Raw genomic sequence first — 26,214 nt, 5'->3', positions numbered from 1 at the left:
CACGCCATGGAAGTCAGCCCCGGATTCGTCGTCGTTGTCGCCATCCTGGCCTTTGCCGCAGTCACCATCGCCAAGGGCGTGCGCATCGTGCCGCAGGGCATGGAATGGATCGTCGAGCGCCTCGGCAAGTATCACGGCACCTTGAAGCCCGGCCTCAACATCGTCATTCCCTACCTCGACAAGATCGCCTACCAACTGGTGACCAAGGACATCATCCTCGACGTCCAGGAACAGGAAGTCATCACCCGCGACAACGCGGTGATCCTGACCAATGCCATCGCCTTCATCAAGGTCACCGACCCGGTCAAGGCGGTGTATGGGGTGACCGATTTTTCGGAAGCGATCCGCAACCTGATCATGACCACGCTGCGCTCCATCGTCGGCGAAATGGAACTCGACGAAGCGCTGTCGTCGCGTGACAAGATCAAGGCCCGGCTGCGCGAGAGCATCGCCGACGAAGCGGTGGACTGGGGCCTGACCGTCAAGTCGGTCGAAATCCAGGACATCAAGCCGTCGCAATCGATGCAGAAGGCGATGGAAATGCAGGCGGCGGCCGAGCGCGAGCGCAAGGCCGTGGTCACCCGGGCGGAGGGCGCCAAGCAGTCGGCCATCCTGGAAGCCGAGGCCCGCCTCGAATCGTCCAAGCGCGATGCCAACGCCCAAGTCATGCTGGCCGAAGCCTCGGCCGAGGCCATCCGCCGCATCGCCGCCGCCATCGGCGACCAGAGCGGTCCGATGTCCTACATGCTGGGCGAGAAATACATCAAGGCCCTGGAGCGCATGGGTGAAGCGAGCAACGCCAAGCTCGTCGTGCTGCCCGCCGACCTGCAGGACGCCGTACGCGGCCTGTTCGGCCGCAAGAGCTGAGCCCGCCCCCCGGCGCCGCACCGGGCGCAGGGGGGATCGTCGGGTGGACCGGAAATACTGCACATTCGGGGCGAAATTCCGCACGGCGGCCGCCGGCAATCCTGCTACAGTCAATGCCGATGTCCTTGCTTTTTCAGGATCAACCGCTAGCGCAGACCTAACCCCACCATGCCGGAACCTTCGACCCCGACCATCGCCGTTGAACAGCCCCTGTCCGGTGCCGACAGTTCCTATCTGGTACACGGCGCCGTACATGAAATTTCCGGTCAGGCAGCGCGCATCGACGGCGAGCTGCTCGACAAGCTGATCCAGCGCCGGCTTAAGCGCCTGGAGCGGGTCCTGGAGGCGCATGGCGGCACGCTGCTCAAACCTTTCCCGCAGGGCCTGCTGGCCGCTTTCCATTCGGCGGAAGCAGCGCTCATCGGTGCCTGCGAAATGCAGCGGCGGTGCGCCGTCATTCCCCAGCTGGCCGATACCCAACTGGCCCTGAAGATCGGAATTCACGTGACACTGGGCCGCCGCCTGAGCGAGCAGGCTCCCGACCCGGCGGAAGCGACCGCCGCCAAGCTATCGGAATTGCTCGGCGAATCGGGCATCGTTATCTCGGAAACGGTCGGTGCGGGGCTGCCGTCAGCCCTGAAGGACCAATGCGCGCCCATTGCCAACGACGGTTCGGCGATTGCTGCCTTTTCCGTCGACTGGAACGCCGTTCCGATGCAGCGGCCACCCCTGCCGGCCGCCAACGAACCCTTGGCCACCGAGAAGCCTGCGCCGCCCCGGAACGCGCGCATCGTGCTGCACCAAGGCACGCACAGCTACAGTTTCGACAGCCGGCAACACGTCATCACCTTCGGCCGCGACCCGGCCAGTGACGTCGTCGTCAGCAGCCCGCAGGCCTCGCGCCAGCATTGCCGGATCATCTATCGCCTCGGGCAGTACGTGCTGGTCGACCTGAGCACCAACGGGACCTACGTCTATCTCGGCGACGGACAGGAAACACGGGTCCAGAAGAGCATGCTGCAACTGTCCGGCAAGGGCCGGGTCAGCTTCGGCCAGAGCTGGCAGAGCGCTGCCGCGCAATCTTTTGCCTTCGAGGTCGTCACCACCGGCTGAACTGCCATCGGCGACCTGCCGCTGGCGACCGCTACGGCCTATTTGTCGGCATCTTCATACTGCCGGCGCAGGCGGGCGAGCCCCTGGCGGAAGGCTTCGGCATCGCCGTAGTCGAAGAAATCGTGATAGCGCTCGTGCGCCGCCTTGAGCCGGCGGGCATGTTTGATCGGGCACCAGTACTGCTCGGTGCGCGCCGCCACTTCGCGGAAATAGGCGGCGACGCCGTTGCCGTAGGAGCAATAGAAGCAGTTGAATTTCTCGATGATGTTCAGGTAGGGCAAGTCCTCTCGGTCGAAGACCAGATAATCGGCGCGCCGTACCTTGGGAATCCGGTAGATCGGAAAGCAGATCGCCTGATAGACCGTCACGAACAGATCGAGCAACAGGAAGGGAATCCAGCCGGCGTGGATCACCGGGGCGGTCAGTGCCACCAGCAGGCGGCTGCGCAGCAGGAAGCGGAACAGCCCTATCTTGTAGCGCCGCTGCTGGCGCAGGAATTCCTCGGCCAGCCCTTGCCTTTTCTGGGCCCAGGCCTCCCGGGCCTTGCGGTACTCGTCCTCGACCTGATCTTCCAGTTCGTGAATACGCGCCAGCAGTTCGTCGATATGCGTGGTCATGTTCCATGCTCCGATGGCCGAATGAGCCGGCAATGCAGGGAGTTTGCCTGATCGCGGAACGAGCGTCACGCCGCGGAACCCGCGAAACGGTCGGCTCGCGCCTTAGATTAATTAGCCTGCTCTCAGCCGAGGGCGCCGCTCTGCTGCAAGCGGACCACGTCGGCCTCGGAATAACCGGCGGCGCGCAGAATCGCCGCGTTGTGCTCGCCGGCCCGCGGCGCCGGCTGGCGGATGGCGAATTCGTGTTCGGACAGTTTCAGGGGCGGGGCGAACTGGGTCAGGCCGTCGCGGCGCATGATCATGCCGCGGGCAGCCAGTTGTTCGTTGTGCAGGGCCTCTTCCGGCGCGAGGACGGGCGTCACGCAGCAGTCGCTGGCGGCAAAGCGCGCCGCCCAGTCGTCGCGGTCGCGGGTGGCGAACAATGCGGACATTTCTGCGCGCAGGCCGGCATCCCATTGGCGTGCGATCCACTTGGGACGCTCCAGCACGCTGCAGCAGATCTGCCAGAACTTCCCTTCCAGCGCCCCGACCGCCATGTACTTGCCGTCGGCACAACGGTAGGTCGCATAGCAGGGCAGGCCGCCGGTCAGCAGATCGGTGCCGCGCGGCGCCGAAGCGCCGGCGTCGTTCAGGCGCAGCATGGCGAAATAGGTGTGGGCCAGCACGCTGTCGGTCATCGAAACGTCGACATAACGCCCCTGCCCGCTGCGCTGCGCCTCGACGACGCTGGCCAGGATGCCCATGGCGGCGGTCAGCGCTCCGCCGAGCAGGTCGGCGATCTGGAAATTGGGAATCGCCGGCTGGCTGCCCTCGATCCCGATCTGGTCGAGCACGCCGGCGTAGCCGAGGTAGTTGATGTCGTGGCCGGCCAGATGCTTGTAGGGGCCGTCCTGGCCGTAGCCGCTGATCGAGCAGTAGGTGATTTTTGGATTGAGGGCACGCACCGTTTCGTAGCCGATGCCCAGCTTGTCGACGACGCCCGGCCGGAAACTCTCGACCACGACATCGGCGCTGGCGGCCAGGCGCAGGAAGACCTCGACCCCTTCCGGCTTCTTCAGGTCGAGAACCAGGCCCTGCTTGTTGCGGTTGATCATCCGGAAATAAGCGCTGTCTTCGCCCTGCCCGGTGCCCAGCGTGCGGGCGTAATCACCGAGCTGCGGGTCCTCGATCTTGATCACATCGGCCCCCAGGTCGGCCAGGTGCAAAGTCGCGACCGGCCCGGGCAGCAGCCGGGTCAGGTCGAGGATACGGATGCCGGCCAGGGGCGCTGGACGGCTCATGACGGACAGACGCCGAGCAGGTCGGCTTCGAGTTCGAGTTCCATGCCTTTTTGCAGCTTGCGGTCGATGAACATGCCGCGATACAGGCGCCCGGCATTTTCGGCCTTGCGGGCATACGGCGTTTCCCAGTCGCTGACGCGGATGCGGACGATACCGATCTGCTCGTCACGCTCGGCAACGTTCTGGCTGACGCACGGGTAAGCCAGGGCATGGCGATTGAATTCGGCGCGGCTGTATTGTTCGAGACTCTTGCCCGGCACGCGCGGGCACTTGCCCAGGTGGCGGGTCCGTACCTCGCTGGCCACGACCTCGCCCTTCAGATAGAACACCGGCTCGGTCACTACCCAGCCGGTACCGCCCTCCTCATAGCGCACGCATTGCCCGGCGTGCAGCATTTCCGGCTGCTTGAACAACAGGCGGGCCGACGGACGCAGTTGCGCTTCGTCGGCCTGCGCAGAGGCCGCCAGACAAAGCAATGCCGCAAGAAAAATACGCATGACAGATACCCGGGTCAGTAGACCCGGCTATCTTCGATCACCTTCCCGTCGTTGGGCAAGCCCCCGGGCGCGGCAAATGCCACTTCGCCGCGCAATTTGGTGACTTCGCGCAGGCTGTTGACCAGCGCTTGGTCGAGTGCCTCATGGCCGGCCTCGATTTCGCAATGCAGCACCATGCGGTCCATACCGCCCGGATTGTCGACTACCAGGCGCATGCGATGGATTTCCGGATGGCGGCCGGCAATCTCGGCGACCTGCTCGGGATGCACGAACATGCCCTTGACCTTGGTGGTCTGGTCGGCGCGTCCCATCCAGCCCTTGAGGCGGGCATTGCTGCGGCCGCAGGACGAGCGGCCGGGCAGCATGGCCGACAGATCGCCGGTGGCGAAACGGATCAAGGGGTAATCCGGGTTGAAGGTGGTCACCACCACCTCGCCGACCTCGCCGGCCGCGACCGGGTCGCCGGTCCCTGGACGGACGATTTCGACCAGCAGTTCCTCTTCGAGGATCAGGCCTTCCTCGGCATCGGTCTCGTAGGCGATGGCGCCAATGTCGGCCGTGGCATAGCACTGGCGGACCGTGATGCCGCGCTCGTTCAGCCAGTCGCGGGTGACGCCTGGCAAGGCTTCGCCGGAAACCAGCGCCTTCTTCAGCGACGAGATGTCGGCGCCCAGTTCCTCCGCCTTCTCGACGATGATGCGCAGGAAGGACGGGGTGCCGACATAGCCGTCCGGACGCAGGTCGACCATGGCCTGCACCTGCTGCTCGGTCTGCCCAACGCCGCCGGGGAAAACGGCGCAGCCCAATTTGCGCGCGCCGCCTTCGAAGATGAAGGCGCCGGGCGTGAAGTGATAGGAAAAGCAGTTGTGGATCAGGTCGCCGTCGCGGAAACCGGCGGCGTACAGCACCCGCGCCATGCGCCAGTGATCCATCTCCAAACCCTGCAATTCGTAAATCGGTCCAGGCGACGCGAAAACCCGCTTGGCCTTGCTACGGGCCAGCGCATTCAGCCCGCCGAAGGGCGGATGCCGCTTCTGCAATTCGATCAGGTCGCGCTTGCGGGTCAGCGGCAGCTTGGCCAGCGCGGCACGCGTCGTGCAGTCGAAGGGATTGACCCCAGCCAGCGCCTGGAAATAGTAATGCGTCGTTTCCTTGGCATGCGCCACCTGGCGGGCCAGCTTGTCCATCAGATCGGCCTCGCGCTCATCCGGATCGCGGGTTTCGAGCGGATCGTAATAGCTCATTTCAATGTTCTCCGTTTGTTCCGATAGGCCAGGCATTCAGTTTTCAGCGAAATGTCCGCACAACAGCCCAAGGGTTGCAAAGTAGCCGCGCAGGGCAAGGCGGAGGCAGGCGCCGTTGGCTCCTGCCAACAAGCCGGCCGACAACGCCGCCATGTGCGGCGCACTGCAACCCGCTACGACAGCCAGCGTTTGCGGCGTCTGTAGTGCTTGACGTCTTTGAAGGACTTTCTGCCGGCCGAACTGAGACCAAGGTAAAACTCCTTCACATCCTCATTGGTCCGCAGATCTTCCGCATCGCCTTCCATCACCACCCGACCATTTTCCAGGATGTAGCCGAAGTCGGCGTACTTCAGCGCCACCATGGTGTTCTGCTCGGCGAGCAGGAAGCTGATGTTTTCGCGGCTGTTCAGGTCCTTGACGATCTCGAACACCTCTTCGACGATCTGCGGCGCCAGGCCCATCGACGGTTCATCGAGCAGGATCATCTCGGGGCGGGCCATCAGGGCGCGGCCAATGGCGCACATCTGCTGCTCGCCGCCGGAGGTGTAGCCGGCCTGCGAGGTGCGCCGCGTCTTCAGGCGCGGGAAGTAGTGATAGACCTTCTCGAGGTTTTCCTTCAGGGCGGCCCGCGACAGCGACTGGGTGTAGGCGCCAGTCAGCAGGTTTTCCTCTATGGTCAGGTGGCCGAAGCAGTGCCGCCCTTCCATGACCTGGATGACGCCGCGCTTGACCAGTTCGTTCGGGGTCAGCTGATCGACGCGGGCGCCCTTGTATTCGACCGAACCCTTGGTCACATCGCCGCGCTCGGCGTGCAGCAGGTTGGAAATGGCCTTCAGGGTCGTCGACTTGCCGGCCCCGTTGGCACCGAGCAGGGCGACGATCTTGCCCTTGGGAACATTCAGCGAAACCCCCTTGAGCACCAGGATCACGTGGTCGTAGATGACCTCGATGTTGTTGATGCTCAGGTAGTTTTCGGCGTTGATGGGAGTGATTTGTGCAGTCATGGAAATCCTTTTAGTCACTAGTTGCTAGTCACTAGTCGCTAGCAAGTGCCCCGGCTAGCGACCAACAACTAACGACTAATTACTTTTCTTTGCTGCAATCGCGCGGCGTGATGCCCTTTTCCTTGGCGTACTGCTTGGCGGAGGCCTGGAACAGCGGGTGGATCAGCGCCTTGTTGCCTTCGATCCAGCCGGACACCGGCACCCACTTGGCGCCGTCCCACTGCTGGATCTTCACCTTGCCGGAACCTTCGTGGTTGTCGCAGGAAGTCTTGATTTCCGGCAGCAGGTCGGTGGCGCCGATGGCCTTCAGGCGGGCGTCGGTGATGTTCAGGTTTTCCAGCGCCCAGCGGGTCTGTTCGCCGGTCAGCGCCTTGCCCTTGCCGAACTTTTCCTGGCCCTTGCGGATGGCCTCGACCGACAGCACGGCGGCCGATACGCCGCGGTTGTACAGGATGGTGCCGATCTTGGACTTGTCCTGCAGGTTGCCCTTGCCGGCGCCGTAGACCACCTTGTCGATGTCGGCAATCAGCGGCACGGCGGTGCCGGCGACGTTCCAGGTGGCGGCCATGTAGCCCTTGGCGGCTTCGCCGGCCGGGATGACGTCTTCCTCGGAGCCGGTCCACCACGAGCCGATCATCTTGTCGCGCGGGTAGCCGACCTTCTGGGCGGCCTTCAGCGCGGTCTGGTTCATCACGCCCCAGCCCCAGAACACGACGTAATCCGGCTTTTCCTGGCGAATCTTCAGCCACTGGGCACCCTGTTCGTTGCCCGGGTGGGCGACCGGAATCTGCACCAGCTGGAACTTGTTCAGCGAGGCCTCGGCTTCCATCGCGATGATGGCTTCCTTGCCGTAGGCCGAGTCGTGGTACAGATAAACGATCTTCTTGCCGGCCAGATTGCCACCGTTCTTGTCCTTGATGAACTTGACGATCGCCGAGGCCTGCATCTGGTAGGTGGTGACCAGCGGGAAGGCGTACGGGAAGACCGAACCGTCGACCGCGTCGGTGCGGCCGTAGCCCATCATGGCCAGCGGCAGCTTGTCCTGTGCCGACTTGTCGATCAGGGCGTAGGAAATGCCGGTGGACATGGTGTGGATCGGGCCGGCCGACTTGGCGGCCTTGCCCTTCAGGCGCTCGTAGCACTCGACGCCCTTGGCGTTGTTGTATTCGGTCTCGCACTCTTCGTGCGTCAGCGCGACGCCGTTGACACCCTTCTCCTTGAGATTGACGTAGGTCAGGTAATCGATGAAGCCGCCGTAGAAGGACTGGCCGTTGGCGCCGTAGGGGCCGACGCGGTAGCCGGGAATCGGGAAGAACTGCTCTTCGGCAGCGACTGCGCCTTGAGACAGGATTGCCAGGGAAAGCGCAACGGCACTCAGGGTGGGTTTGAAGCTTTTAATCATGGTTAGTCTCCTTGGTTTTATAAAGATGGCAATACCCGGTTTAATGCGGGAACGGCCACAGGCGCAGCTTTTCCTTGGCGATCTGCCACAGACGGGCCAACCCGTGCGGCTCGACGATCAGGAAGAACATGATCAGCGCACCGAACACCAGAATCTGGATGTGCGACACGGTGGCGCTGGAAAACGGCAGGCCGAACAGGCCGGCCGCAGCCGGCAGGGCCACGTCGAGGAAGATCGGCAGCAGCAAGATGAAGGCGGCACCGAGGAAGGCGCCCATGATCGAGCCGACGCCGCCGATGATGATCATGAACAGGATCTTGAACGACATTTCGAGCGAGAAGCCGTCCGGCTCGACCGAACCGAGGTAGCAGAAGGCGTACAGCGCGCCGGCCACGCCGCAGTAGAAGGAACTGACGGCGAAGGCGAGCAGCTTGGTCGGCATCAGCTTGATGCCGATCACCGAAGCCGCCACGTCCATGTCGCGCACCGCCATCCAGGCCCGGCCGGTAGATGAACGCACCATGTTCTTGGCGGCCAGCGCCAGGAAAACGACGATGGACAGCACCAGCAGGTATTTCTCGACCGGGGTGTTCAGTTCGTGGCCGAAGATGATCAGCTTCTGGGTCGAGATCACCCCCGACGACGAATTGTTCGACAGCCAGGGAAACTTGGTCAGGCACCAGACGATGAAGAATTGCGCCGCCAGCGTCGCCACCGCCAAGTAGAAACCCTTGATGCGCAGCGACGGCAGGCCGAACAGTACGCCGACGCCGGCCGCGGTCAGGCCGCCGCAGATGAAGGAAACGAGGATGGGGATGCCCTCGACCCGCAGCTGGAAGTTGTAGGCGGCGTAGGCGCCGACCGCCATGAAGGCTGCCGAGCCGAGCGACAGCTGGCCGGCGTAACCGGTCAGGATGTTCAGGCCGAGCGCCGCCAGGGCGAAGATCAGGAAGGGAATCAGGATGGCCGAGAACCAGTATTCGCTGGCCAACAGCGGCACACCGAGGAAGGCGACGGCGAGCAGGACGAGCACGCCGATGCGGTCCTGGCGGATCGGAAACAGCTGCTGGTCGGCGGCGTAGGTGGTCTTGAATTGACCGGCTTCACGATAGAGCATTATTTTTCTCCTTAGACTCGATCGATGTGCTTTTCGCCGAACAGACCTTCGGGCCTGACGAGGAGGAAGAGCAGCGCCAGCACATAGGGGAACCAACCTTCGATGCCGCCGAAGTTGCCGCCGAACAGATCCTGCATGACCGGCGGGATGTAGATCTCGGCCAGCTTTTCCGAGGCGCCGATGATCAGGCCGCCGACGATGGCGCCCGGCACCGAGGTGAAGCCGCCGAGGATCAATACCGGCAGCGCCTTGAGCGCAGTGAAAGTAAGCGCAAACTGCACGCCGTTGCGGGCACCCCACATCATGCCGGCGACCAGGGCGACGAAACCGGCAACGCCCCAGACGATGGCCCAGATGTTCTGCAGCGGAATGCCGATCGACAAGGCCGCCTGGTGGTCGTCGGCCACCGCCCGCAGGGCGCGGCCGACCCGGGTATATTGGAAGAACAGGGCCAGCGTGGCGACCAGTACCGAGGCGACGCCGGCGGCGACCAGGTCGAACTTGGAAATGACCATGTTGAAGTTGTCGAGGATCGACTCGATCGGCTCGTCGACGATGCCCAGATCCAGGGCGCGCGGCTCGGAACCGAAAATCATCGGCGCCAGGCCCTCGATGAAGAAGGCGAGGCCGATGGTGGCCATGAACAGCGCGATGGGAGGCTGATTGACCAGCTTGCGCAGCACGAACTTCTCGGTGGCGATGCCGAACAGGGTCATGATGACGAAGGCGAGGATGATGGCCAGCCACAGCGGCGCGCCCTTCTCCATGCAGCCGACCACCGACAGCGCGGCGAGGTAAACCATGGCGCCCTGGGCGAAGTTGAACACCCCGGAGGCCTTGTAGATCATCACGAAACCGAGGGCCACCAGCGCATACATGACGCCGGACAACAGGCCGCCGATCAGGACTTCAAAAAAGAAATTCATGTCCCCGTCTCCTAGTGTCCGGCGCCGAGATAGGCGCGGATCACGTCTTCGTTGTTCTTGACCTCGTCCGGCACACCGTCGCCGATCTTCTTGCCGTAGTCGAGCACCACGACGCGGTCGGAGATGTCCATCACGACGCCCATGTCGTGCTCGATGAGCACGATGGTGGTGCCGAACTGATCATTCACATCGAGGATGAAGCGGCACATGTCCTGCTTTTCCTCGACGTTCATGCCGGCCATCGGCTCGTCGAGGAGCAGCATGGACGGCTCGGCGGCCAAGGCGCGGCCTAGTTCGACGCGCTTCTGCAAGCCATAGGGCAGGCGGCCGACAGGGGTCTTGCGGATGTGCTGGATTTCGAGGAAGTCGATCACCTCCTCGACCTTTTGGCGATGCTCCAGCTCTTCCTTCTTGGCCCTGCCGAACCACAGCGCATGCTCGATGAAATTGGATTTCATCTTGGTGATGCGCCCGGTCATGATGTTGTCGAGCACGCTCATGCCCTTGAACAGCGCGATGTTCTGGAAGGTGCGGGCGATGTTCTGCTGGGCCGCCATGTGCGGCTCCATGCGCTTGCGCTCGTTGCCGTGCCAGAAAATCTTGCCTTCCTGCGGGTGATAGACGCCGTTGATGACGTTGAGCATCGAACTCTTGCCGGCGCCGTTGGGGCCGATGATGGCGCGGATTTCGTGCTCCCGGACGTTGAAGGAGATGTCGGTCAGCGCCTTGACGCCGCCGAAGCGCAGGGAAATGTTCTGCAGGTCGAGAATGACTTCGCCGATTTTCTTGCTGCTCATCGTGGATTGCTCGTTCAATCCGCTCACGGCGGAGATGGATGAAAGGGGGGCGTTCATCTCAAGCCGCCTTGCGCGCGATCGGGAAGGTCTTGCAGTCGACGATCTTCAGGTCGGCCGCCACCTTGCCCCGCCGGCCGTCCTCGAACTTGACCTCGGTTTCGATGAACTGGTTGGCCTTGCCGGCGTACAGCGCATCGATCAGCACCTTGTACTTCTCGGCGACGAAATTGCGGCGCACCTTGCGGGTCCGGGTCAGCTCGTCGTCGTCGGGGTCGAGTTCCTTGTGCAGGATCAGGAAGCGATGGATCTGCGAGTCGGCGACCATGCTGTCGCCGGCCAGTCCGGCATTCACTTCCTCGACGCACTTCTGGATCAATTCATACACCTGCGGCTTGCCGGCCAGGTCGGTGTAGCCCGAGTAGGCGATGCCGCGGCGCTCGGCCCAGTTGCCGACGGCGCCCATGTCGATATTGATGAAGGCGGTAACCATGTCGCGGTCGTGGCCGAAGCAGACCACTTCCTTGATGTGCTGGAAGAACTTGAGCTTGTTCTCGATGTAGTTGGGCGCGAACATCGCGCCGTTCGACAGCTTGCCGACGTCCTTGGCGCGGTCGATGATCTTCAGGTGGCCGTCCTCGTCGAGGAAGCCGGCGTCGCCGGTCATGAACCAGCCCTCGGCATTGATCGTCTCGGCCGTGGCGTCCGGGCGCTTGTAGTACTCCTTGAGCAGCATCGGCCCCTTGACCAGCACCTCGCCGTTGTCAGCGATCTTGATCTCGACGCCCGGGGCCGGCTGGCCGACCGAGTCGAACTTGATCTGGCCGTCCGGCTGCAGGCAGACGTAGGCGCAGGTTTCGGTCTGGCCGTAGAACTGCTTCAGGTTGATGCCGATCGAGCGGTAGAACTTGAACAGGTCGGGGCCGATGGCAGCGCCGGCGGTGTAGGCCACCTTGATGCGGCTCATGCCCAGCACGTTGCGCAGCGGCCCATAGACCAGCAGGTTGCCCAGCCAGTATTGCAGCCGGTCGCCGAAGCCGACCGCCTTGCCGTCGAGGATGTCGGCACCGCAGCGCTTGGCCACCGCCATGTAGTGATGGAACATCTTCTGTTTGAGCGGGCCGGCGTCTTCCATACGGATCATCACCGAGGTGAGCAGGCTCTCGAAAACGCGCGGCGGGGCGAAATAGCAGGTCGGGCCGATTTCGCGCAGGTCGGACATCACCGTATCGCCGGATTCCGGACAGTTGATGGTGAAGCCGGCGACCAGCGCCTGGGCGTAGGAAAACAGGTGGTCGCCGACCCAGGCCATGGGCAGGTAGGACAGGATGTCGCCGTCGGCGCCCAGGTTGTCCACCTGCACCCCGCCCTGCGCGGCGGCGATGAAGGCGGCGTGCGTCTGGCAGACGCCCTTCGGCTTGCCGGTGGTGCCCGAAGTGTAGAGCATGACGCCGGTGTCGTCGAAATGGCCTTTTTCCACTTCCGCGTTCAGGAAAGCGGTGTGGTTGCGGTCGTGAATCCGGCCCATCTCCATGAGTTCATGGATGTCATGCAGGAAAGACTGGTTGTAATGGCGCATGCCGCGCGGATCGTCGTAAATGATGTGCTCGAGCGTCGCCACCTGATCCTTGACCTCGAGCATCTTGTCGACCTGCTCCTGGTCCTCGACGACGACGAAGCGGATGCCGGCATCCTGCAGCACGAACAGCATCTCGTTGGCCACCGCATCCTGGTAGAGCGGCACCGGCACGCCGCCCAGGCATTGGGCGGCGGTCATCATCATGTACAGGTGCGGCCGGTTGTCGCCGATGATGGCCAGGTTGTCGCCGCGCTTGAAGCCGAGGGCGGCCAGGCCGCAGGCCAGCGCCCGGACGCGCTCGGCGACGTCGGACCAGGTCCACGTCTGCCAGATACCGAGGTATTTCTCGCGCATGGCGGGCGCGTTGGGGCGCACCGTCGCATGATGGAACAGCAAGCGGGGAAAGGTGTGCAACCCGTCCACCGCGGCGTATTTCGCCTGCGTGGCCATTTCTTTGTCTCCTCCGCCGCGACTCATGGTTCGCGGTCTAACGTTCGTTTGATTCATTGTGGATTCTGCTGGCTTACACAGACCTTGCAGCATGCCACGACAATCGCTGAGTCTGCTGCGCAGTGTATGCACTTCAGCGCCTTATAATTGTCGTTCGGCAGACAATCCGGAAAATATTTTGAAAAACGCTGAGGAACTGCTGCGAACCTCCTTGTGGGGACAATCGCTGACCGCCGAGGAAATGGAGAAAGCCCTCGCCGGAACCACCGAACGCAGCTATGCGGCGGGCGCCTTCATCTGCATGAAGGGTGAGCCGGTCGAATACTGGATGGGCCTCATCGACGGCCTGGGCAAGATGGCCAGCCACTGGACCACCGGCAAGACCACCTCGCTGACCGGCATCAGCCCCGGCGCCTGGATAGGCGAAGGCTCCCTGCTCAAGAACGAGCCCCGCCGCTACGACGTGATGGCCCTGCGCGAAAGCCGCGTCGCCTTCATGAACCGGCAGACCTTTAACTGGCTGCTCGACCACAGCATCGCCTTCAACCGCTACATGATCACCCAGTTGAACGAACGCCTCGGCCAGTTCATCGGCATGATCGAAAACGAGCGCATGCTCGACACCGACGCCCGCATCGCCCGCGGCCTGGCCGCCTTGTTCAACCCGGTGCTCTACCCCGGCACCAACCGGTTGCTGCAGATTTCGCAGGAAGAACTCGGCTACCTGGCCGGGGTTTCCCGCCAGCGTGCCAATCAGGCGCTGAAAGTGCTGGAGGACGCCGGGCTGGTACGCAGCGAATACGGCGGCATCCTGATTGTCGATCTCGAAGGGTTGCGCCGCTTCGGCGCCTGAACGGCGAACCGGCGGATCGGTGCCTCAGGCCTGATCCAGCCAGTGCAGCAGGTTGGCGTACAACACCTCGGGATCGACCGGCTTGCCGATATGGCCGTTCATGCCGGCGTCGATGCAGGCCTGCCGGTCCTCGGCAAAGGCATTGGCGGTCATGGCCAGGATGGGCAGGCGGGCCCTGCCGGGAATCTGGCGTATCAAGCGGGTCGCCTCCAGGCCGCCCATCACCGGCATTTGCATATCCATCAGAATCAGATCGAATGGCTCCTGGCGCACCCGCGCCACCGCCTCTTCGCCGTTGCCGGCCAGCTCGACCTGGAGTCCGGCCAGGCGCAGCAGTTCGCCGCCGACTTCCTGGTTGATCGGCTCGTCCTCGACCAGCAGCACGCGGCGGCCGCCATGGCGGGCGGCGATGGCGCTCTCCAGCGCCTGCGGCAGCGGCTCCGCCGCGGGAGCGACATCGACCGGCTGCGCCTGACATTTGTCGAGCAGCACGGTCATCCAGAAACGGCTGCCCACGCCCTCCTGGCTGTCGACGCCGACATCGCCGCCCATCAGGCGGGCGAGATGGCGGTTGATGGCCAGGCCGAGGCCGGTACCGCCGTAGCGGCGGGTAATCGAATCATCGGCCTGCGAAAAGGCCTGGAACAGCTGGCTCTGCTGCTCCGCGCTCATCCCTATGCCCTGATCCTGCACCTCGAAACGTAGCACCACCTGCTCGCCGTCGTCGCGATCGATGCCGGCGCTCAACGTAACTTCGCCATGCTCGGAGAACTTGATGGCATTGCCGACGAAATTGAGCAGAGCCTGGCCGATGCGCACCGCATCGCCGCGCAGCCAGTCCGGCACCGCCGGATCGATCCGGCTGCTCAGGCGTAGCCCCTTGCTCGCCGCTCGCTCGTCGAGCATGGCGATGGTCTGGCCGACCACCTGGGTCGGCGAGAACTCCTGGATTTCGATGGTCAGGCGGCCGGCCTCGATTTTCGACAGGTCGAGGATGTTATTGATGACGTTGAGCAGATGGGTGGCCGAGTCGCCGATCTTGCCCAGGCGCTCGAGCGCCTTGGGGTCGGCGATGTCCTTCTGCAGCAGGTGGGCCAGGCCGATGATGGCGTTCATCGGGGTACGGATTTCGTGGCTCATGTTGGCCAGGAAAGCGCTCTTCGCGCGGCTGGCCGATTCGGCCGCATCCTTGGCCTCGGCCAGTTCGGCGGTGCGCGAGTGGACCAGGGTTTCGAGGTGGTGGCGGTAGTGCTCGAGTTCGGCCTCGATCTGCCGGCGCACGGTGATGTCGGTGGAAATGCCGCACAGCGCGCTGATGCTGCCGTCCGGCTCGCGCAGCGGCACCTTGACCGACAGGTAGGCGGTGGTGATCCGGCCGTCGGCGCTGGTATTGACCTCCTCCTCGACGACGCGCTCGCCTTTTTCCAGCACGCGCCGATCATTGCGCCGCAGGTTTTCCGCCGTCGCCCGGTCGAAGAAACATTCATCCGGCTCGCCGACGATTTGCTCCAGCGGCCGACCGAACAGTTCGCACACCGCACGATTGGCGTACTGGTAGCGATAATCCGGCCCCTTGATATAGATGTAGGCCTGAACGCTATCGAGGATCACCCCTAGCCGGTATTCGTTTTCACGCAGCGCATCCTCGGCCTGCTTGCGTTCGGTGATGTCTTCCTTGACCGCCAGGTATTCGAGCAGCTTTCCATCCTCGTCGAGAATAGGCGAAATCGAAGCCTGTTCCCAGAACAGCCGGCCATCCTTGCGCCGGTTATGGAACACGCCATGCCAGGTCTGGCCGCTTTCTATCGTCGCCCACAGTTCGCGGTACTCGTCGGCCGTCGTTTCGCCGGAACTGAGGATGTTCGGATTCTGGCCGATCACTTCCGCGCTGCTGTAGCCGGTCAGTTGCTCGAATTTCGGATTGACGTACTTGATCATGCCCGCCGTATCCGCAATGACGATGGAAGCCGGACTCTGCTCGATGGCCCGCGACAGGACCAGCAGTTCGTCGGCCTGGCGGCGCAGGGCGGCTTCCTGTTGCCGATTCCGCTGGTGATAGCTGCGGAACAGCTGATTCGACCAGCGCGAAAAGAGCAGCGAGCCGACGACGCCGATGACCGTGGCGCCGAGCGTGACGAGCAGCACCCAGAGCAGGCGCTCGCCGCCCCAGTTGCCGTGGCGCTGGCTTTCCTGAGCGACGATGGCCTGCAGTTCGTCGTCGAACATGGTGACGACCATGACCCAGCCCCACGGCTCGACGGTACGGACCAGCGCCGTCTTGCGCGCCGGCTGTCCGGTTTCCGGATGGGGCCACTCGTAACTGACGAAGCCGCCGCCCTGGCCGGCCTGGCGGACCACCAGCTCAAGCGCCGCGCGCTCGAAGCGCGGCATTTCGCTGTAGTGCCTGCCCTCCAGCGCCTGGTTGCCGGGCAATAACAGGCTGCGCCCGTCACGGTCGAGCAGGCCGATGTAGCCGCTGTCGCCAAAGCGCAGCGAGCGCAGGCGGGCGACCGCTTCGCGCTGCTGCCGCAGATCCCACTGGTAGGTGTAGTCGCCGGTGCCGATCAGCCAGTCGAACGGTTCGAAATAGCGCACGTAGGCCAGTTTCTCGGCCATCTGCTTCGGATTGTCGGGGCGGTACCAGCGGTAGCGCGAGAAACCCTCGCCGCGCGGCTTGCGCGCCGCTTCGATCAGGCCGCGCATGATGTAGTGCCCGGTGTCGTCCTTGTTGTCGAGGACGGTCTTGCCTTCCAGCTGCGGCGCCGTCGGCAGCAGGACGAACTGCCCGTTCATGTCGTCGATGAAGTAATAGCCGCGCCCGTTGTAGAAGCGCACCGGACGCAGGGCCTCGACGATCAGGCGCTTGACCTCGGCGGGCGGATGGAGCTTCGATTCCCGGGCATAGATCGCCTCGACAATCTGCATCGCGGTATCGACCTGTTCGGTGATGCTCCGGCGCAGCACGTCCTCGGTGCGCGAACGGGTGAATTCGATGAACCCGAGGGCATTGGCCATCTCGGCGCTCAGCCGGGCGCGGACCTGGTCGCGGGCGATCTGCTCGATGCGGCCGAACGACGCCTGGCGTTCCTTGAGATGCTGCCACGAGAAGAAGGCGCCGAGGCCCAGCGTCAGGATCAGGACGATGGCCAGGGTTCCGAGCAGATGGATGCGCGGAATGGTTTTCTCGTCGGCAATCAACGGCAAGACAGGCAACCCTTACTTTAGCAATAGGCCGCCATTGTAAGCCGATTCGGCAGTCACCACGCCGCCTGTAGGGGCAAACCCTAACCCCCTGCCGCCATTCCTTACTTGCTGTAACCCCAAGCCTGCAAGCGGCTGTAGGCGTATTCCGCCGCCTGGCCTTTCTGCGTCCGCTTCAGGTAGGTCGCATAGTGGCTGGCAGCCTCCTGCTGGCGGCCCATGCCCTCCAGCGACACGCCCTTGAGGAAGGTGACGCCGGCTTCGCCCGGCATCAGGCGATCGTAGCGCTCGAGATGCTCGTAGGCGGTGGCCGGCTCCTTGCGGGCCAGCGCCAGGACGCCGACCATTTTCTGGGCCTGCGCCTCCTGCGGGTAGATTCCGGCGGCGGTCCGGGCATAGTCCAGCGCCGCGGCATCCTTGTCCTGCGCCGACAGGCACTTGGCCAGCAGCAGGTTGGCAGCGTAGTCGCGTGGCGTCGCCTTGACTGCCGCGCGGAAGCTGTCCTCGGCCTTGGCGTAGTCCTTGCGCGCCATCGCCACTTCGCCTTTCTGGCAGGCTTCGATGGTCGGTTTCAGCTTGCGCAGCGAGGTCGTACTATCCATGAAGCGCTCGCGCCCCTTGTCGCGGCCATTGCTCGCCGTGTATTTGCTCTCGGCCATCTGGCGCGCCGTGTCGCGTCGTTCGCTGCTCATCGGATGGGTCGCGAACATGGTTTTCAACATGCCCGGCGATTCCTTTTCCTGATCGACCAGCAACTGCTGCAGGCCGACCATGCCGCTCGCCGGATAGCCGGCGCGCACCATGTATTCCTGCCCCAGGGCATCGGCCTCGCGCTCGTTGTCGCGGGAATAGCTGGAGAGCAGGACGCTGGCGCCCAATTGGGTGCCGATATCGGTCAGGCCGCCGACGCCGGCCACGCTGCCGATGATATTGACCCCGGTCATCGCCACCTGGGTGACCATCGCCTGCCCCTGGCGGCGCGCCGCATGGCGGGCATTGACGTGGCCCAGTTCGTGGCCGAGGAGGGCCGCCAGCTCGGCCTCGTTGTCGAGATCGACCAGGATGCCGCGCGTCACGCCGACCGCCCCGCCGGGGAAGGTGTAGGCATTGACGTAATTGGCGTTCAGCACGCGGTACGAATAAGGCATCTGCGGCCGATGCGACTTCGCATCGAGCCGGCGCCCGACCTCGCTCAGGTACTGGTTGATCCGCTCGTCCTGCACGGCGCCGAGGTCCTGCGAAAACTGCTGGGGAGCGACCTTCTGATCGACCGCTTTTTCCTCGTCCTCGCTCATCCCGACCAGGATGGGACTGCCGCCGACCGGCGAGGTCGCGCACCCGGCGGCGGCGGAAACGGCGCCCGCGCCGAGCAGCCAGAGCACCTGGCGGCGACTGAGGCGTTGGTGGAGAAGATTGCTGGCGAAGGCCTGATGGTCCATGCGACACCCCGGAAGGCAAGACGAAGCGATGCAAACATTGTCTGCCAAGGCTCCGCCAAACAAAAGGGCAGTAACGCTTACAAATGGATACAAAAGGACACAATTGCGTGTCGCCCGGCCGCGATAGGCCTGCGTTATTTGCTTATGTGCAACCGTTTTGGAGCATGCCATGAAAAAACTGATCACCGCCCTGCTGCTGGCCGCGACCGTTGCCAGCCTGAGCGGCTGCTTCCCGGTTTTCGTGCCGGTCCATGACCATCATTACGGCCACCACGGCTATTACCGCCGCTAAGCCGGTCGGCCAACGGCAAGGTCGCTGATCTTGCCGGGCCCTCGCCCGGTCATCGCATAACGGAGCATCGGGAGCCCCGGCAGGAAAAAATGCCCGGCCACCGGTAATTTGTACCGAAGGATGCCCCCCGGCGCCGGCCTGCCCGGCACGGCAAGCCACATCGGCGCCGGGTACGCCGCTTGCTGTCTGCGTAGCTCACCAACCCTTGTTTGGAAGGAGCACCGCCATGGCTGCGAGTATGTTGTTGAATCAGGTATCCGACGAATTTGGCGGCGATGCGCTTAACCGTATCGCCTCGACCATCGGGGAAAGTCCCGGGAAGATCAAGACGGCGCTGACCGACATGCTGCCGGCCCTGCTCGGCGGGCTGGCCAGCAAGGCGCAAACCCGCGAAGGGGCGCACGAACTGCTCGACGTGATCCATCGCGACCACCTCGACACCGCGCAGTACGAGCACGTCGCCGACGCCCTCCAGGCGCCCAACGCCCTCGGCAACCTGATGAGCACCGGCGGGCCGCTGCTCGACACCGTGCTGCCCGGCAAGAGCGGCGCCGTCAGCAACTGGGTCGCGTCGCACGCCGGGATCGCTCCCGCCGCCTCGAAGTCGCTGATGAGCATGGTCCTGCCGCTGGTCCTCGGCCTGATCGGGCGGCGCGTCGGCGGCAGCGGCGAATCGGGCCTGATGAACCTGCTCGGCAAGCCGCAGACCTTCCTGCAGGATGCGCCGGGCGGCCTGAGCGGCGTACTGGGCCTGGGCGGAGCCGCCGCCAGCGCCGCCGGCGCTGCCCGGACGGCAGCGAGCGGCATCGGGCAGCAAGGTCAGCGCTACGCCGCGTCGTGGCGCCGCTGGCTGCTGCCGCTGGTGATCGCGCTCGCCGTAATCGCCGCGCTGCTCGGCTATTTTTCGAAGCGCCAGGCCACGGCGCCCTCCGCCCCCGGCTCCGTGGCCACCGTGCCGGCGCCGGGCGCCGCCGGCAATCCCGGCGACTTCATCGAACGCGAATTGCCCAACGGCGTGAAGTTGCGCCTGCCGGTCAACGGTGTCGAGGACCAGTTGTTAGCCTTTATCGAGGACGCCAACCGGCCAATCAGCCCGACGATATGGTTCAGCTTCGATCGGATCGAGTTCGACACCGGCGCCGCCACGCTGAAGCCCTCGTCGCAGGAACAGCTGCGCAATATTGCCGAAATCCTGAAGGCCTACCCGCAGGTGACGCTCAAGCTGGGCGGCTACACGGACAATACCGGCAACCCGCAGCAGAACCAGCAGCTGTCGGGTGAACGCGCCACCAGCGCGATGAATCAGATCGTGGCTTTCGGCATCGATCCGGCGCGGCTAAGCGCCGAAGGCTACGGCGACCAGCACCCTGTCGCCGACAATGCCACCGCCGAAGGGCGCCAGCGCAATCGGCGGATCGACATCAATGTCACCGCGAAATAAGGCGTAGGCTGCGGCCAATGGATAACGGCGAGGTACATAGCCTCGCCGTCGTTTTGTTGACTCCTCCGCCCTTACGGGTCGCTGTTCTCCTGCGGAAGTCCTTACATCGAGCGCCGGTACTGGCCGCCGACTTCGTACAGCGCGCTGCTGATCTGGCCCAGCGAGCAGACCTTGACCGCATCGACCAGCACGGCGAAGACGTTGCCGTCGGCGATGACCGTCTGCTTCAGCTTGTCCAGCATGGCCGGGGCGGTGGCCGCATTGCGGGCATGGAAGGCGCGCAGGCGGCTGATCTGCGACTGCTTTTCATCGTCGGTAGAGCGGGCCAGTTCGATTTCCTGTTGCGCCATGCCCTTCGGATTGAGGAAGGTGTTCACGCCGATGATCGGGTAGGAGCCGTCGTGCTTCTTGTGCTCGTAGTACATCGACTCTTCCTGGATCTTGCCGCGCTGGTAGCCGGTTTCCATGGCGCCGAGCACGCCGCCGCGCGAGGCGATGGCTTCGAATTCCTTCAACACCGCTTCCTCGACCAGATCGGTCAGTTCGTCGATGACGAAAGCACCCTGGTTCGGGTTCTCGTTCTTGGCGACGCCCCACTCGCGGTTGATGATGAGCTGGATGGCCATCGCCCGGCGCACGGATTCCTCGGTCGGCGTGGTGATCGCTTCGTCGTAGGCGTTGGTGTGCAGCGAGTTGCAGTTGTCGTAGATGGCGATCAGCGCCTGCAGCGTGGTGCGGATGTCGTTGAAATCCATTTCCTGGGCGTGCAGCGAACGGCCGGAAGTCTGGATGTGGTACTTCAGCTTCTGACTGCGCTCGTTGGCGCCGTACTTGTTCTTCATCGCGACGGCCCAGATGCGGCGGGCGACGCGGCCGATCACCGAGTATTCCGGGTCCATGCCGTTGGAGAAGAAGAAGCTCAGGTTGGGCGCGAAATCGTCGATGTGCATGCCGCGCGCCAGGTAGGACTCGACGTAGGTGAAGCCGTTGGACAGCGTGAAGGCGAGCTGGCTGATCGGGTTGGCGCCGGCTTCGGCGATGTGGTAGCCGGAAATCGACACCGAGTAGAAGTTCTGCACCTGGTTATGGACGAAGAATTCCTGGATGTCGCCCATCATCTTCAGTGCGAACTCGGTCGAGAAGATGCAGGTGTTCTGGCCCTGGTCTTCCTTCAGGATGTCGGCCTGCACCGTGCCGCGCACGGTCTTCAGCGTCCATTCGCGAATCTTTTCGGCTTCGTCCTCGGTCGGCTGGCGACCGTTGTCGGCTGCGAACTTGGCCATCTGCTGATCGATGGCGGTATTGAAGAAGCAGGCCAGGATGATCGGTGCCGGGCCGTTGATGGTCATCGACACCGAGGTGGTCGGATTGACCAGGTCGAAGCCGTCGTACAACACCTTCATGTCGTCGAGCGTGGCGATCGACACGCCGGAATTACCGATCTTGCCGTAGATGTCCGGGCGCTCGTCGGGGTCGCAGCCGTACAGCGTCACCGAGTCGAAGGCGGTGGACAGCCGGTGCGCCGGCATGCCTTCGGAGACGCGCTTGAAGCGGCGGTTGGTGCGGAAGGCGTCACCTTCGCCGGCGAACATGCGGGTCGGGTCCTCGCCTTCGCGCTTGAAGGCGAAAACGCCGGCGGTGTAGGGGAAGGAGCCGGGAACGTTCTCGCGCATCAGAAAGCGCAGGGTTTCGCCGTCATCGGTGAACTTGGGCAGGATGACCTTGCGGATCTTGGTGCCGGACAGCGACTGGCTGGTCAGCTGGGTGCGGATTTCCTTGTCGCGGATCTTCACCACGTATTCGTCGCCGCTGTAGGCCTCGACCGTCTGCGGCCACATGTCGAGCAGCTTCCTGGCCTTCGGGTCCTGCTGGCTATCCTTGAACGTCTGCATTTCATCGAAGTCGGCCACGTTCTTGTCGCAGCCGGCAAAAATCTGCTTGGCGATGCGCAGCGATTGGCGTTCGCGGGCAATTTTCACCTGCTCGTCGGTATGCGCATGGTAGCCGCGCACGCTGTCGGCGATCTCGGCCAGGTAACGGACCCGCTGGGCCGGCACGATGGCGCGCTGGCTGGACGACTGCTTGACGGTGACCAGCGGCAGCTTGCCCTGGCCGAGTTTGAGGCCCTTCTCAGTGAGGGCCGGGATCAGCGCCTGGTACAGCGCGGTAACGCCATCGTCGTTGAAACGGGCTGCCTGGGTGCCGAATACCGGCATGTCTTCGGTCGGCGTCATGAAGGCTTCGCGGTTGCGCTGGTACTGCTTGCGCACGTCGCGCAATGCATCCTCGGCGCCCTTGCGGTCGAACTTGTTGATGGCGACGAAATCGGCGAAGTCGAGCATGTCGATCTTCTCCAGCTGCGACGCGGCGCCGAACTCCGGCGTCATGACGTACAGCGACAGATCGACGTAGGGCACGATGGCGGCGTTGCCCTGGCCGATGCCGGAAGTTTCGACGACGACCAGGTCGAAGCCGGCCAGCTTGCAGGCGGCGATGACTTCCGGCAGCGCAGTCGAGATTTCGCTGCCGGTATCACGGGTGGCCAGCGAGCGCATGAAGATGTTCGGGTGCTCGATGGCGTTCATGCGGATGCGGTCGCCGAGCAGCGCGCCGCCAGTCCGCTTGCGCGACGGATCGATGGACACGATGCCGATCTTGACGCTGTCGCCCTGGTCGAGGCGGAAGCGGCGGACCAGTTCGTCGGTCAGCGACGACTTGCCGGCGCCGCCGGTGCCGGTGATGCCGAGGACCGGCGTTTCGAGCGCCGCGGCGGCGCGCAGCAGCGGCTCCTTGAGAGCCGGGGCCTCGCCGTTTTCGAGCAAGGTGATGAGGCGCGACAGCAGGCGCTTGTCGCCGGCCTGCAGACCGGCCAGCGCCTGCTCGGCACTCGGCACGCCCTGGTCAGCCACGTCGTAGTCGGCGTGCTGGACGACCTCGTTGATCATGCCCTGCAGCCCCATGTGCACGCCGTCTTCCGGCGCGTAGATGCGGGTCACGCCGTAGGCGTGGAGCTCCTTGATTTCCGACGGCACGATGACGCCGCCACCGCCGCCGAACACCTTGATGTGCTCGCCGCCATTGGCCTTGAGCAGATCGATCATGTACTTGAAGAATTCGACGTGGCCGCCCTGGTAGGAGGTGATGCAGATGCCCTGCACGTCTTCCTGCAGCGCGGCATTGACGATTTCCTGCACCGAGCGGTTGTGGCCGAGGTGGATGACTTCGGAGCCGGTCGACTGCAGGATGCGGCGCATGATGTTGATCGAGGCGTCGTGGCCGTCGAACAGCGAAGCGGCAGTGACGAAACGCACCTTGTTCTTGGGCTTGTACGGGGACAACTTCTTGGCAACGGACAAATCGGTCATGGCGCCGGCCTTATCGGAATAGATGGAAAGGCATTCATGGTAGGCCGCTTTGCGCACCGTGCCATTGCCGCGAATGACGACAATCGTGCAAATTCCGCCAAGGTGCTACAGTGGAGATGTTGGCGATACGCCGAACCGAAAAATGGTGCACCGCAGGATGGAAAATTCACCAAGCAGAACGCAAGCTACTGTCGCAATGGGATTTGTTACCGGCATGCTGGCCGGCATGGCCCGCCGCCAGATCGATCCGGCGCCCGTACTGGCAGCGCTGGGCATCGATATTGCAGACACGGCCAGCCGCATCCCGATCGACCGCTACGCTGCGCTGTACAACCGCCTGAACCGGCAATTGGACGACGAAGGCTTCGCCCTCTTCGCCCAGCCGATGCGCGTCGGCAGTTTCGAATTCCTGTGTCGCGGCTGCCTGTCCGCCCCGACGCTGGCCGAAGCCCTGGCCCGCGCCAGCCGCTTCCTGCATGTCGTGCTGCCCGACCTGGCGGTCAGCGTGCGCCGCTCGCACGGCCACGCCGAACTGGTCATCGCCGAAACCCGGCGGCTGAGCGACGACCCGGACGACCCCGGCCGCATCTTCGCCTTCGAATGGCTGCTCCGCCTGCTGCACGGCCTGTCGTGCTGGCTGGCCGGGCGCGGCATCGGCCTCGACAACGTGGTCTTCCCCTACCGCAAGCCGGCCCACTTCGCCGACTATGCGCTGATCTTCACCGAGGATTCGCGCTTCGCGCCAACCCTGCCCGGCGGCATGGGCACGCTGGTCGCCAGCTTCAACGCCAACCTGCTCGACCTGCCCATCCGTCGTGACGAGGCGGCGCTGAGCACCTTCCTCGACGGCGCACCGGGCAAGATCACCATGCTCTACCGGCGCGACCGGGAAATGGTCACCCGCGTCCGCGACCTGCTGCGCGCCACCCTGCCCGACACGCTGAGCCTGGACGATATCGCCGACCGCCTGCACCTGTCGCCGCGCACCGTGCACCGCCGGCTGGAGGAAGAAGGCTCCAGCTTCCGCGGCATCAAGGACGCCCTGCGCCGCGACATGGCGCTGGCCCGCCTGACCAAGAGCAAGGACTCCATCGCCAAGGTCGCCGCCGATCTCGGCTACGCCGACACCTCTGCCTTCTACCGCGCCTTCGTCGAATGGACCGGCATGGCCCCGGTGCACTACCGGCGCCAATGGGTGGGAAAATACGCCGAAACGAATCGAGGTCACTGATGAAACTCAAATCCCTACTCGCCGCCTTCGCCCTGCTCGTCAGCGCCACCGCCGGCAGCGCCGGCCTGCTCGACAAGGAAATCTATTTTTCCGAAGCCGACCTCCAGGCTCAGGTCGACAAGAACGGTACCCTGCAGAAAAGCTACGGCAACGGCATGCTGGTCGTGTCGCTGATCGAACCGCCCAAGATCCACCTCGGCGAACCCGAAGGCAAAGCCGCCGTCGCCGCCCGACTGAAGATTTCGGTACTCGGCCAGCCGCCGGTGCCGGTCGACGTGCTGGGCACCTCGGGCCTGCGCTACGACGACAACGCCAAGGCCTTCTTCCTGGAAAACCCGGTCGCCGAATCGGTCCAAACCGTCGGCCTGCGCCCCGAAGCCGAACCGATGGCCCGCCAGGCGATCACCCAGATGATGACCGCCTACTTCCGCAGCAAGCCGGTCTATGTCCTGCGCGAAGACGGTTCGCTGCAGGAAAGGGCCGCCCGCTGGCTGTTGCGCTCGATCCGCATCGAACCGGGGCGGGTCACCGCCGTGCTGTCGCCAGCTTAAGTACGCTCCGTGTCATTCCCGCACAGCGGGAATGACGGATCACCGCCTCAATCCGCCTCGAACTCGCGGGCATACGGCTCGCGCAGGTCGACCGGCTTCTCGGCCCGCTTGCGCATGCGGATGTTGAGCATCTCGACGCACACCGAGAAAGCCATGGCGAAGTAGATGTAACCCTTCGGCACGTGGGTGCCAAAACCGTCGGCGATCAGCACCACGCCGACGACGACCAGGAAGGACAGGGCGAGCATCTTGATGGTCGGGTGATCGGACACGAACTCGCCGATCGGCCGGGCGAACAGCATCATCAGGCCGACCGAGGCGACGACGGCGGCGATCATCACGCCGACCTGGCTGACCATGCCGACCGCGGTGATGATCGAGTCGAGCGAAAAGACCAGGTCGATGACCATGATCTGGGCGATCACCCCGGCGAAGCTCGACGCCACGCGGGCCGACTCGCTGCCCTCCTCGCCTTCCAGCAACTGGTGCACCTCGCCGGTGCTTTTCCAGATCAGGAACAGGCCGCCGGCGATCAGGATGATGTCGCGTCCGGAAATGCCGTAGCCGAACAGGGTCAGTACCGGCTCGGTCAGGCCGACGATCCACGACAGCACGAGCAGCAGCGCGATGCGCATGAACATGGCCAGGAACAGGCCGATGCGGCGGGCCAGTTCCTGCTTCTCCTTGGGCAGCTTGTCGACCAGGATGCTGATGAAAATGATGTTGTCGATACCGAGCACCAGTTCCAGCGCGGTCAGCGTGAAAAAAGCGATCCAGATTTCGGGGGAAAGCAGAAATTCGAGCATGGCGGTCAGCCCCGGTGAATAAGCAAAGCCTCATTTTAGGAATCGTGCCCAACGCCAACCACCACCGCCAGCATCACTGACCCTTCGAAAAACCCGAACAGTCCTTCAAATACATTGTCATTTAGAATGCGGCTTTCTGCTTTGG

Annotated in this window: 21 protein-coding genes; 7 read left to right on the top strand and 14 right to left on the bottom strand. The window is 63.9% G+C overall.

Annotation, left to right across the window (positions count from 1 at the left end; translation table 11 throughout):
* Nucleotides 1-6: 6 nt before the first annotated feature.
* Nucleotides 7-867 (top strand): SPFH domain-containing protein, encoded by an 861-nt coding sequence (locus LZ012_RS03690; protein ID WP_275707672.1) that lies wholly within the window; start codon nt 7-9, stop codon nt 865-867.
* Nucleotides 868-1,035: 168 nt separating this feature from the next.
* On the top strand, nt 1,036-1,980 hold the full coding sequence (locus LZ012_RS03685) for an FHA domain-containing protein (RefSeq protein ID WP_275707670.1): 945 nt from the start codon (nt 1,036-1,038) through the stop codon (nt 1,978-1,980).
* 38 nt (nt 1,981-2,018) lie between these two features.
* Here LZ012_RS03685 and LZ012_RS03680 read toward each other — a convergent pair whose 3' ends face one another.
* The 10 genes from LZ012_RS03680 to LZ012_RS03635 all read right to left on the bottom strand — a co-directional run bounded on the left by LZ012_RS03680 (nt 2,019) and on the right by LZ012_RS03635 (nt 12,890).
* Nucleotides 2,019-2,597, bottom strand: a complete 579-nt coding sequence (locus LZ012_RS03680) for a hypothetical protein (protein WP_275707668.1) — start codon at nt 2,595-2,597, stop codon at nt 2,019-2,021.
* Nucleotides 2,598-2,719: 122 nt separating this feature from the next.
* A complete protein-coding gene (locus tag LZ012_RS03675; protein WP_275707666.1) occupies nt 2,720-3,877 on the bottom strand; it encodes a CaiB/BaiF CoA transferase family protein in 1,158 nt (385 codons plus the stop codon).
* Entirely contained in the window at nt 3,874-4,374 is a 501-nt protein-coding gene (locus tag LZ012_RS03670; protein ID WP_275707664.1) for a hypothetical protein, read from the bottom strand. Before LZ012_RS03670 ends, LZ012_RS03675 begins: the two co-directional genes overlap by 4 nt.
* A gap of 14 nt (nt 4,375-4,388) precedes the next feature.
* A complete protein-coding gene (locus LZ012_RS03665; RefSeq protein ID WP_275707662.1) occupies nt 4,389-5,618 on the bottom strand; it encodes a phenylacetate--CoA ligase family protein in 1,230 nt (409 codons plus the stop codon).
* A gap of 173 nt (nt 5,619-5,791) precedes the next feature.
* Nucleotides 5,792-6,622, bottom strand: coding sequence for an ABC transporter ATP-binding protein (locus tag LZ012_RS03660; RefSeq protein WP_275707660.1), 831 nt, complete (start codon nt 6,620-6,622; stop codon nt 5,792-5,794).
* Between the two features lie 79 nt (nt 6,623-6,701).
* Nucleotides 6,702-8,024 (bottom strand): ABC transporter substrate-binding protein, encoded by a 1,323-nt coding sequence (locus LZ012_RS03655; protein WP_275707658.1) that lies wholly within the window; start codon nt 8,022-8,024, stop codon nt 6,702-6,704.
* 40 nt (nt 8,025-8,064) lie between these two features.
* Entirely contained in the window at nt 8,065-9,141 is a 1,077-nt protein-coding gene (locus LZ012_RS03650; RefSeq protein WP_275707656.1) for a branched-chain amino acid ABC transporter permease, read from the bottom strand.
* Between the two features lie 11 nt (nt 9,142-9,152).
* Complete coding sequence (locus tag LZ012_RS03645; RefSeq protein WP_275707654.1) at nt 9,153-10,067, bottom strand: branched-chain amino acid ABC transporter permease; 915 nt, start codon at nt 10,065-10,067, stop codon at nt 9,153-9,155.
* A gap of 11 nt (nt 10,068-10,078) precedes the next feature.
* Complete coding sequence (locus tag LZ012_RS03640) at nt 10,079-10,864, bottom strand: ABC transporter ATP-binding protein (RefSeq protein WP_275707652.1); 786 nt, start codon at nt 10,862-10,864, stop codon at nt 10,079-10,081.
* 58 nt (nt 10,865-10,922) lie between these two features.
* Nucleotides 10,923-12,890, bottom strand: a complete 1,968-nt coding sequence (locus LZ012_RS03635; protein ID WP_275707650.1) for an AMP-dependent synthetase/ligase — start codon at nt 12,888-12,890, stop codon at nt 10,923-10,925.
* 178 nt (nt 12,891-13,068) lie between these two features.
* Here LZ012_RS03635 and LZ012_RS03630 point away from each other — a divergent pair, with 178 nt between their 5' ends.
* Nucleotides 13,069-13,743 carry a Crp/Fnr family transcriptional regulator gene (locus LZ012_RS03630; protein WP_275707648.1) on the top strand — a complete coding sequence of 225 codons (675 nt, stop codon included), beginning with the start codon at nt 13,069-13,071 and terminating at the stop codon, nt 13,741-13,743.
* Nucleotides 13,744-13,767: 24 nt separating this feature from the next.
* On the opposite strand, the gene LZ012_RS03625 is transcribed toward LZ012_RS03630, so the two are convergent.
* Both LZ012_RS03625 and LZ012_RS03620 read right to left on the bottom strand, forming a co-directional pair.
* Nucleotides 13,768-16,947, bottom strand: coding sequence for a cache domain-containing protein (locus tag LZ012_RS03625; RefSeq protein ID WP_275707646.1), 3,180 nt, complete (start codon nt 16,945-16,947; stop codon nt 13,768-13,770).
* A gap of 101 nt (nt 16,948-17,048) precedes the next feature.
* Nucleotides 17,049-18,383, bottom strand: a complete 1,335-nt coding sequence (locus LZ012_RS03620; RefSeq protein WP_275707644.1) for a M48 family metalloprotease — start codon at nt 18,381-18,383, stop codon at nt 17,049-17,051.
* A 169-nt stretch (nt 18,384-18,552) separates the two neighbouring features.
* Here LZ012_RS03620 and LZ012_RS03615 point away from each other — a divergent pair, with 169 nt between their 5' ends.
* Both LZ012_RS03615 and LZ012_RS03610 read left to right on the top strand, forming a co-directional pair.
* The gene (locus LZ012_RS03615; RefSeq protein WP_275707642.1) at nt 18,553-18,675 is read left to right on the top strand and encodes a hypothetical protein; all 123 of its coding nucleotides are present in this window, start codon (nt 18,553-18,555) and stop codon (nt 18,673-18,675) included.
* Between the two features lie 226 nt (nt 18,676-18,901).
* The gene (locus LZ012_RS03610) at nt 18,902-20,116 is read left to right on the top strand and encodes an OmpA family protein (protein ID WP_275707640.1); all 1,215 of its coding nucleotides are present in this window, start codon (nt 18,902-18,904) and stop codon (nt 20,114-20,116) included.
* A 101-nt stretch (nt 20,117-20,217) separates the two neighbouring features.
* Here LZ012_RS03610 and icmF read toward each other — a convergent pair whose 3' ends face one another.
* Nucleotides 20,218-23,481, bottom strand: coding sequence for a fused isobutyryl-CoA mutase/GTPase IcmF (icmF, locus tag LZ012_RS03605; RefSeq protein WP_275707638.1), 3,264 nt, complete (start codon nt 23,479-23,481; stop codon nt 20,218-20,220).
* Between the two features lie 196 nt (nt 23,482-23,677).
* Here icmF and LZ012_RS03600 point away from each other — a divergent pair, with 196 nt between their 5' ends.
* Together LZ012_RS03600 and LZ012_RS03595 are read left to right on the top strand one after the other, a co-directional pair.
* Nucleotides 23,678-24,712, top strand: a complete 1,035-nt coding sequence (locus tag LZ012_RS03600) for an AraC family transcriptional regulator (protein WP_275707636.1) — start codon at nt 23,678-23,680, stop codon at nt 24,710-24,712.
* Nucleotides 24,712-25,263, top strand: a complete 552-nt coding sequence (locus LZ012_RS03595) for a DUF1439 domain-containing protein (RefSeq protein ID WP_275707634.1) — start codon at nt 24,712-24,714, stop codon at nt 25,261-25,263. Before LZ012_RS03600 ends, LZ012_RS03595 begins: the two co-directional genes overlap by 1 nt.
* A 47-nt stretch (nt 25,264-25,310) precedes the next feature.
* On the opposite strand, the gene LZ012_RS03590 is transcribed toward LZ012_RS03595, so the two are convergent.
* Complete coding sequence (locus LZ012_RS03590; RefSeq protein ID WP_275707632.1) at nt 25,311-26,069, bottom strand: TerC family protein; 759 nt, start codon at nt 26,067-26,069, stop codon at nt 25,311-25,313.
* Nucleotides 26,070-26,214 lie beyond the last annotated feature (145 nt).

Source organism: Dechloromonas hankyongensis, assembly GCF_022012295.1.
Classification (GTDB): domain Bacteria; phylum Pseudomonadota; class Gammaproteobacteria; order Burkholderiales; family Rhodocyclaceae; genus Azonexus; species Azonexus hankyongensis.
The sequence above is the reverse complement of the archived record's forward strand: the minus strand, read 5'-3'. Positions and strand labels throughout refer to the sequence as shown.

Coding starts and splice junctions, on each gene's coding strand:
- LZ012_RS03620 (WP_275707644.1), bottom strand. CDS start 18,383: ATGGACCATCAGGCCTTCGCCAGCAATCTTCTCCACCAACGCCTCAGT.
- LZ012_RS03685 (WP_275707670.1), top strand. CDS start 1,036: ATGCCGGAACCTTCGACCCCGACCATCGCCGTTGAACAGCCCCTGTCC.
- LZ012_RS03610 (WP_275707640.1), top strand. CDS start 18,902: ATGGCTGCGAGTATGTTGTTGAATCAGGTATCCGACGAATTTGGCGGC.
- LZ012_RS03655 (WP_275707658.1), bottom strand. CDS start 8,024: ATGATTAAAAGCTTCAAACCCACCCTGAGTGCCGTTGCGCTTTCCCTG.
- icmF (WP_275707638.1), bottom strand. CDS start 23,481: ATGACCGATTTGTCCGTTGCCAAGAAGTTGTCCCCGTACAAGCCCAAG.
- LZ012_RS03590 (WP_275707632.1), bottom strand. CDS start 26,069: ATGCTCGAATTTCTGCTTTCCCCCGAAATCTGGATCGCTTTTTTCACG.
- LZ012_RS03635 (WP_275707650.1), bottom strand. CDS start 12,890: ATGGCCACGCAGGCGAAATACGCCGCGGTGGACGGGTTGCACACCTTT.
- LZ012_RS03670 (WP_275707664.1), bottom strand. CDS start 4,374: ATGCGTATTTTTCTTGCGGCATTGCTTTGTCTGGCGGCCTCTGCGCAG.
- LZ012_RS03660 (WP_275707660.1), bottom strand. CDS start 6,622: ATGACTGCACAAATCACTCCCATCAACGCCGAAAACTACCTGAGCATC.
- LZ012_RS03615 (WP_275707642.1), top strand. CDS start 18,553: ATGAAAAAACTGATCACCGCCCTGCTGCTGGCCGCGACCGTTGCCAGC.
- LZ012_RS03640 (WP_275707652.1), bottom strand. CDS start 10,864: ATGAGCAGCAAGAAAATCGGCGAAGTCATTCTCGACCTGCAGAACATT.
- LZ012_RS03650 (WP_275707656.1), bottom strand. CDS start 9,141: ATGCTCTATCGTGAAGCCGGTCAATTCAAGACCACCTACGCCGCCGAC.
- LZ012_RS03680 (WP_275707668.1), bottom strand. CDS start 2,597: ATGACCACGCATATCGACGAACTGCTGGCGCGTATTCACGAACTGGAA.
- LZ012_RS03690 (WP_275707672.1), top strand. CDS start 7: ATGGAAGTCAGCCCCGGATTCGTCGTCGTTGTCGCCATCCTGGCCTTT.
- LZ012_RS03665 (WP_275707662.1), bottom strand. CDS start 5,618: ATGAGCTATTACGATCCGCTCGAAACCCGCGATCCGGATGAGCGCGAG.
- LZ012_RS03675 (WP_275707666.1), bottom strand. CDS start 3,877: ATGAGCCGTCCAGCGCCCCTGGCCGGCATCCGTATCCTCGACCTGACC.
- LZ012_RS03595 (WP_275707634.1), top strand. CDS start 24,712: ATGAAACTCAAATCCCTACTCGCCGCCTTCGCCCTGCTCGTCAGCGCC.
- LZ012_RS03645 (WP_275707654.1), bottom strand. CDS start 10,067: ATGAATTTCTTTTTTGAAGTCCTGATCGGCGGCCTGTTGTCCGGCGTC.
- LZ012_RS03600 (WP_275707636.1), top strand. CDS start 23,678: ATGGGATTTGTTACCGGCATGCTGGCCGGCATGGCCCGCCGCCAGATC.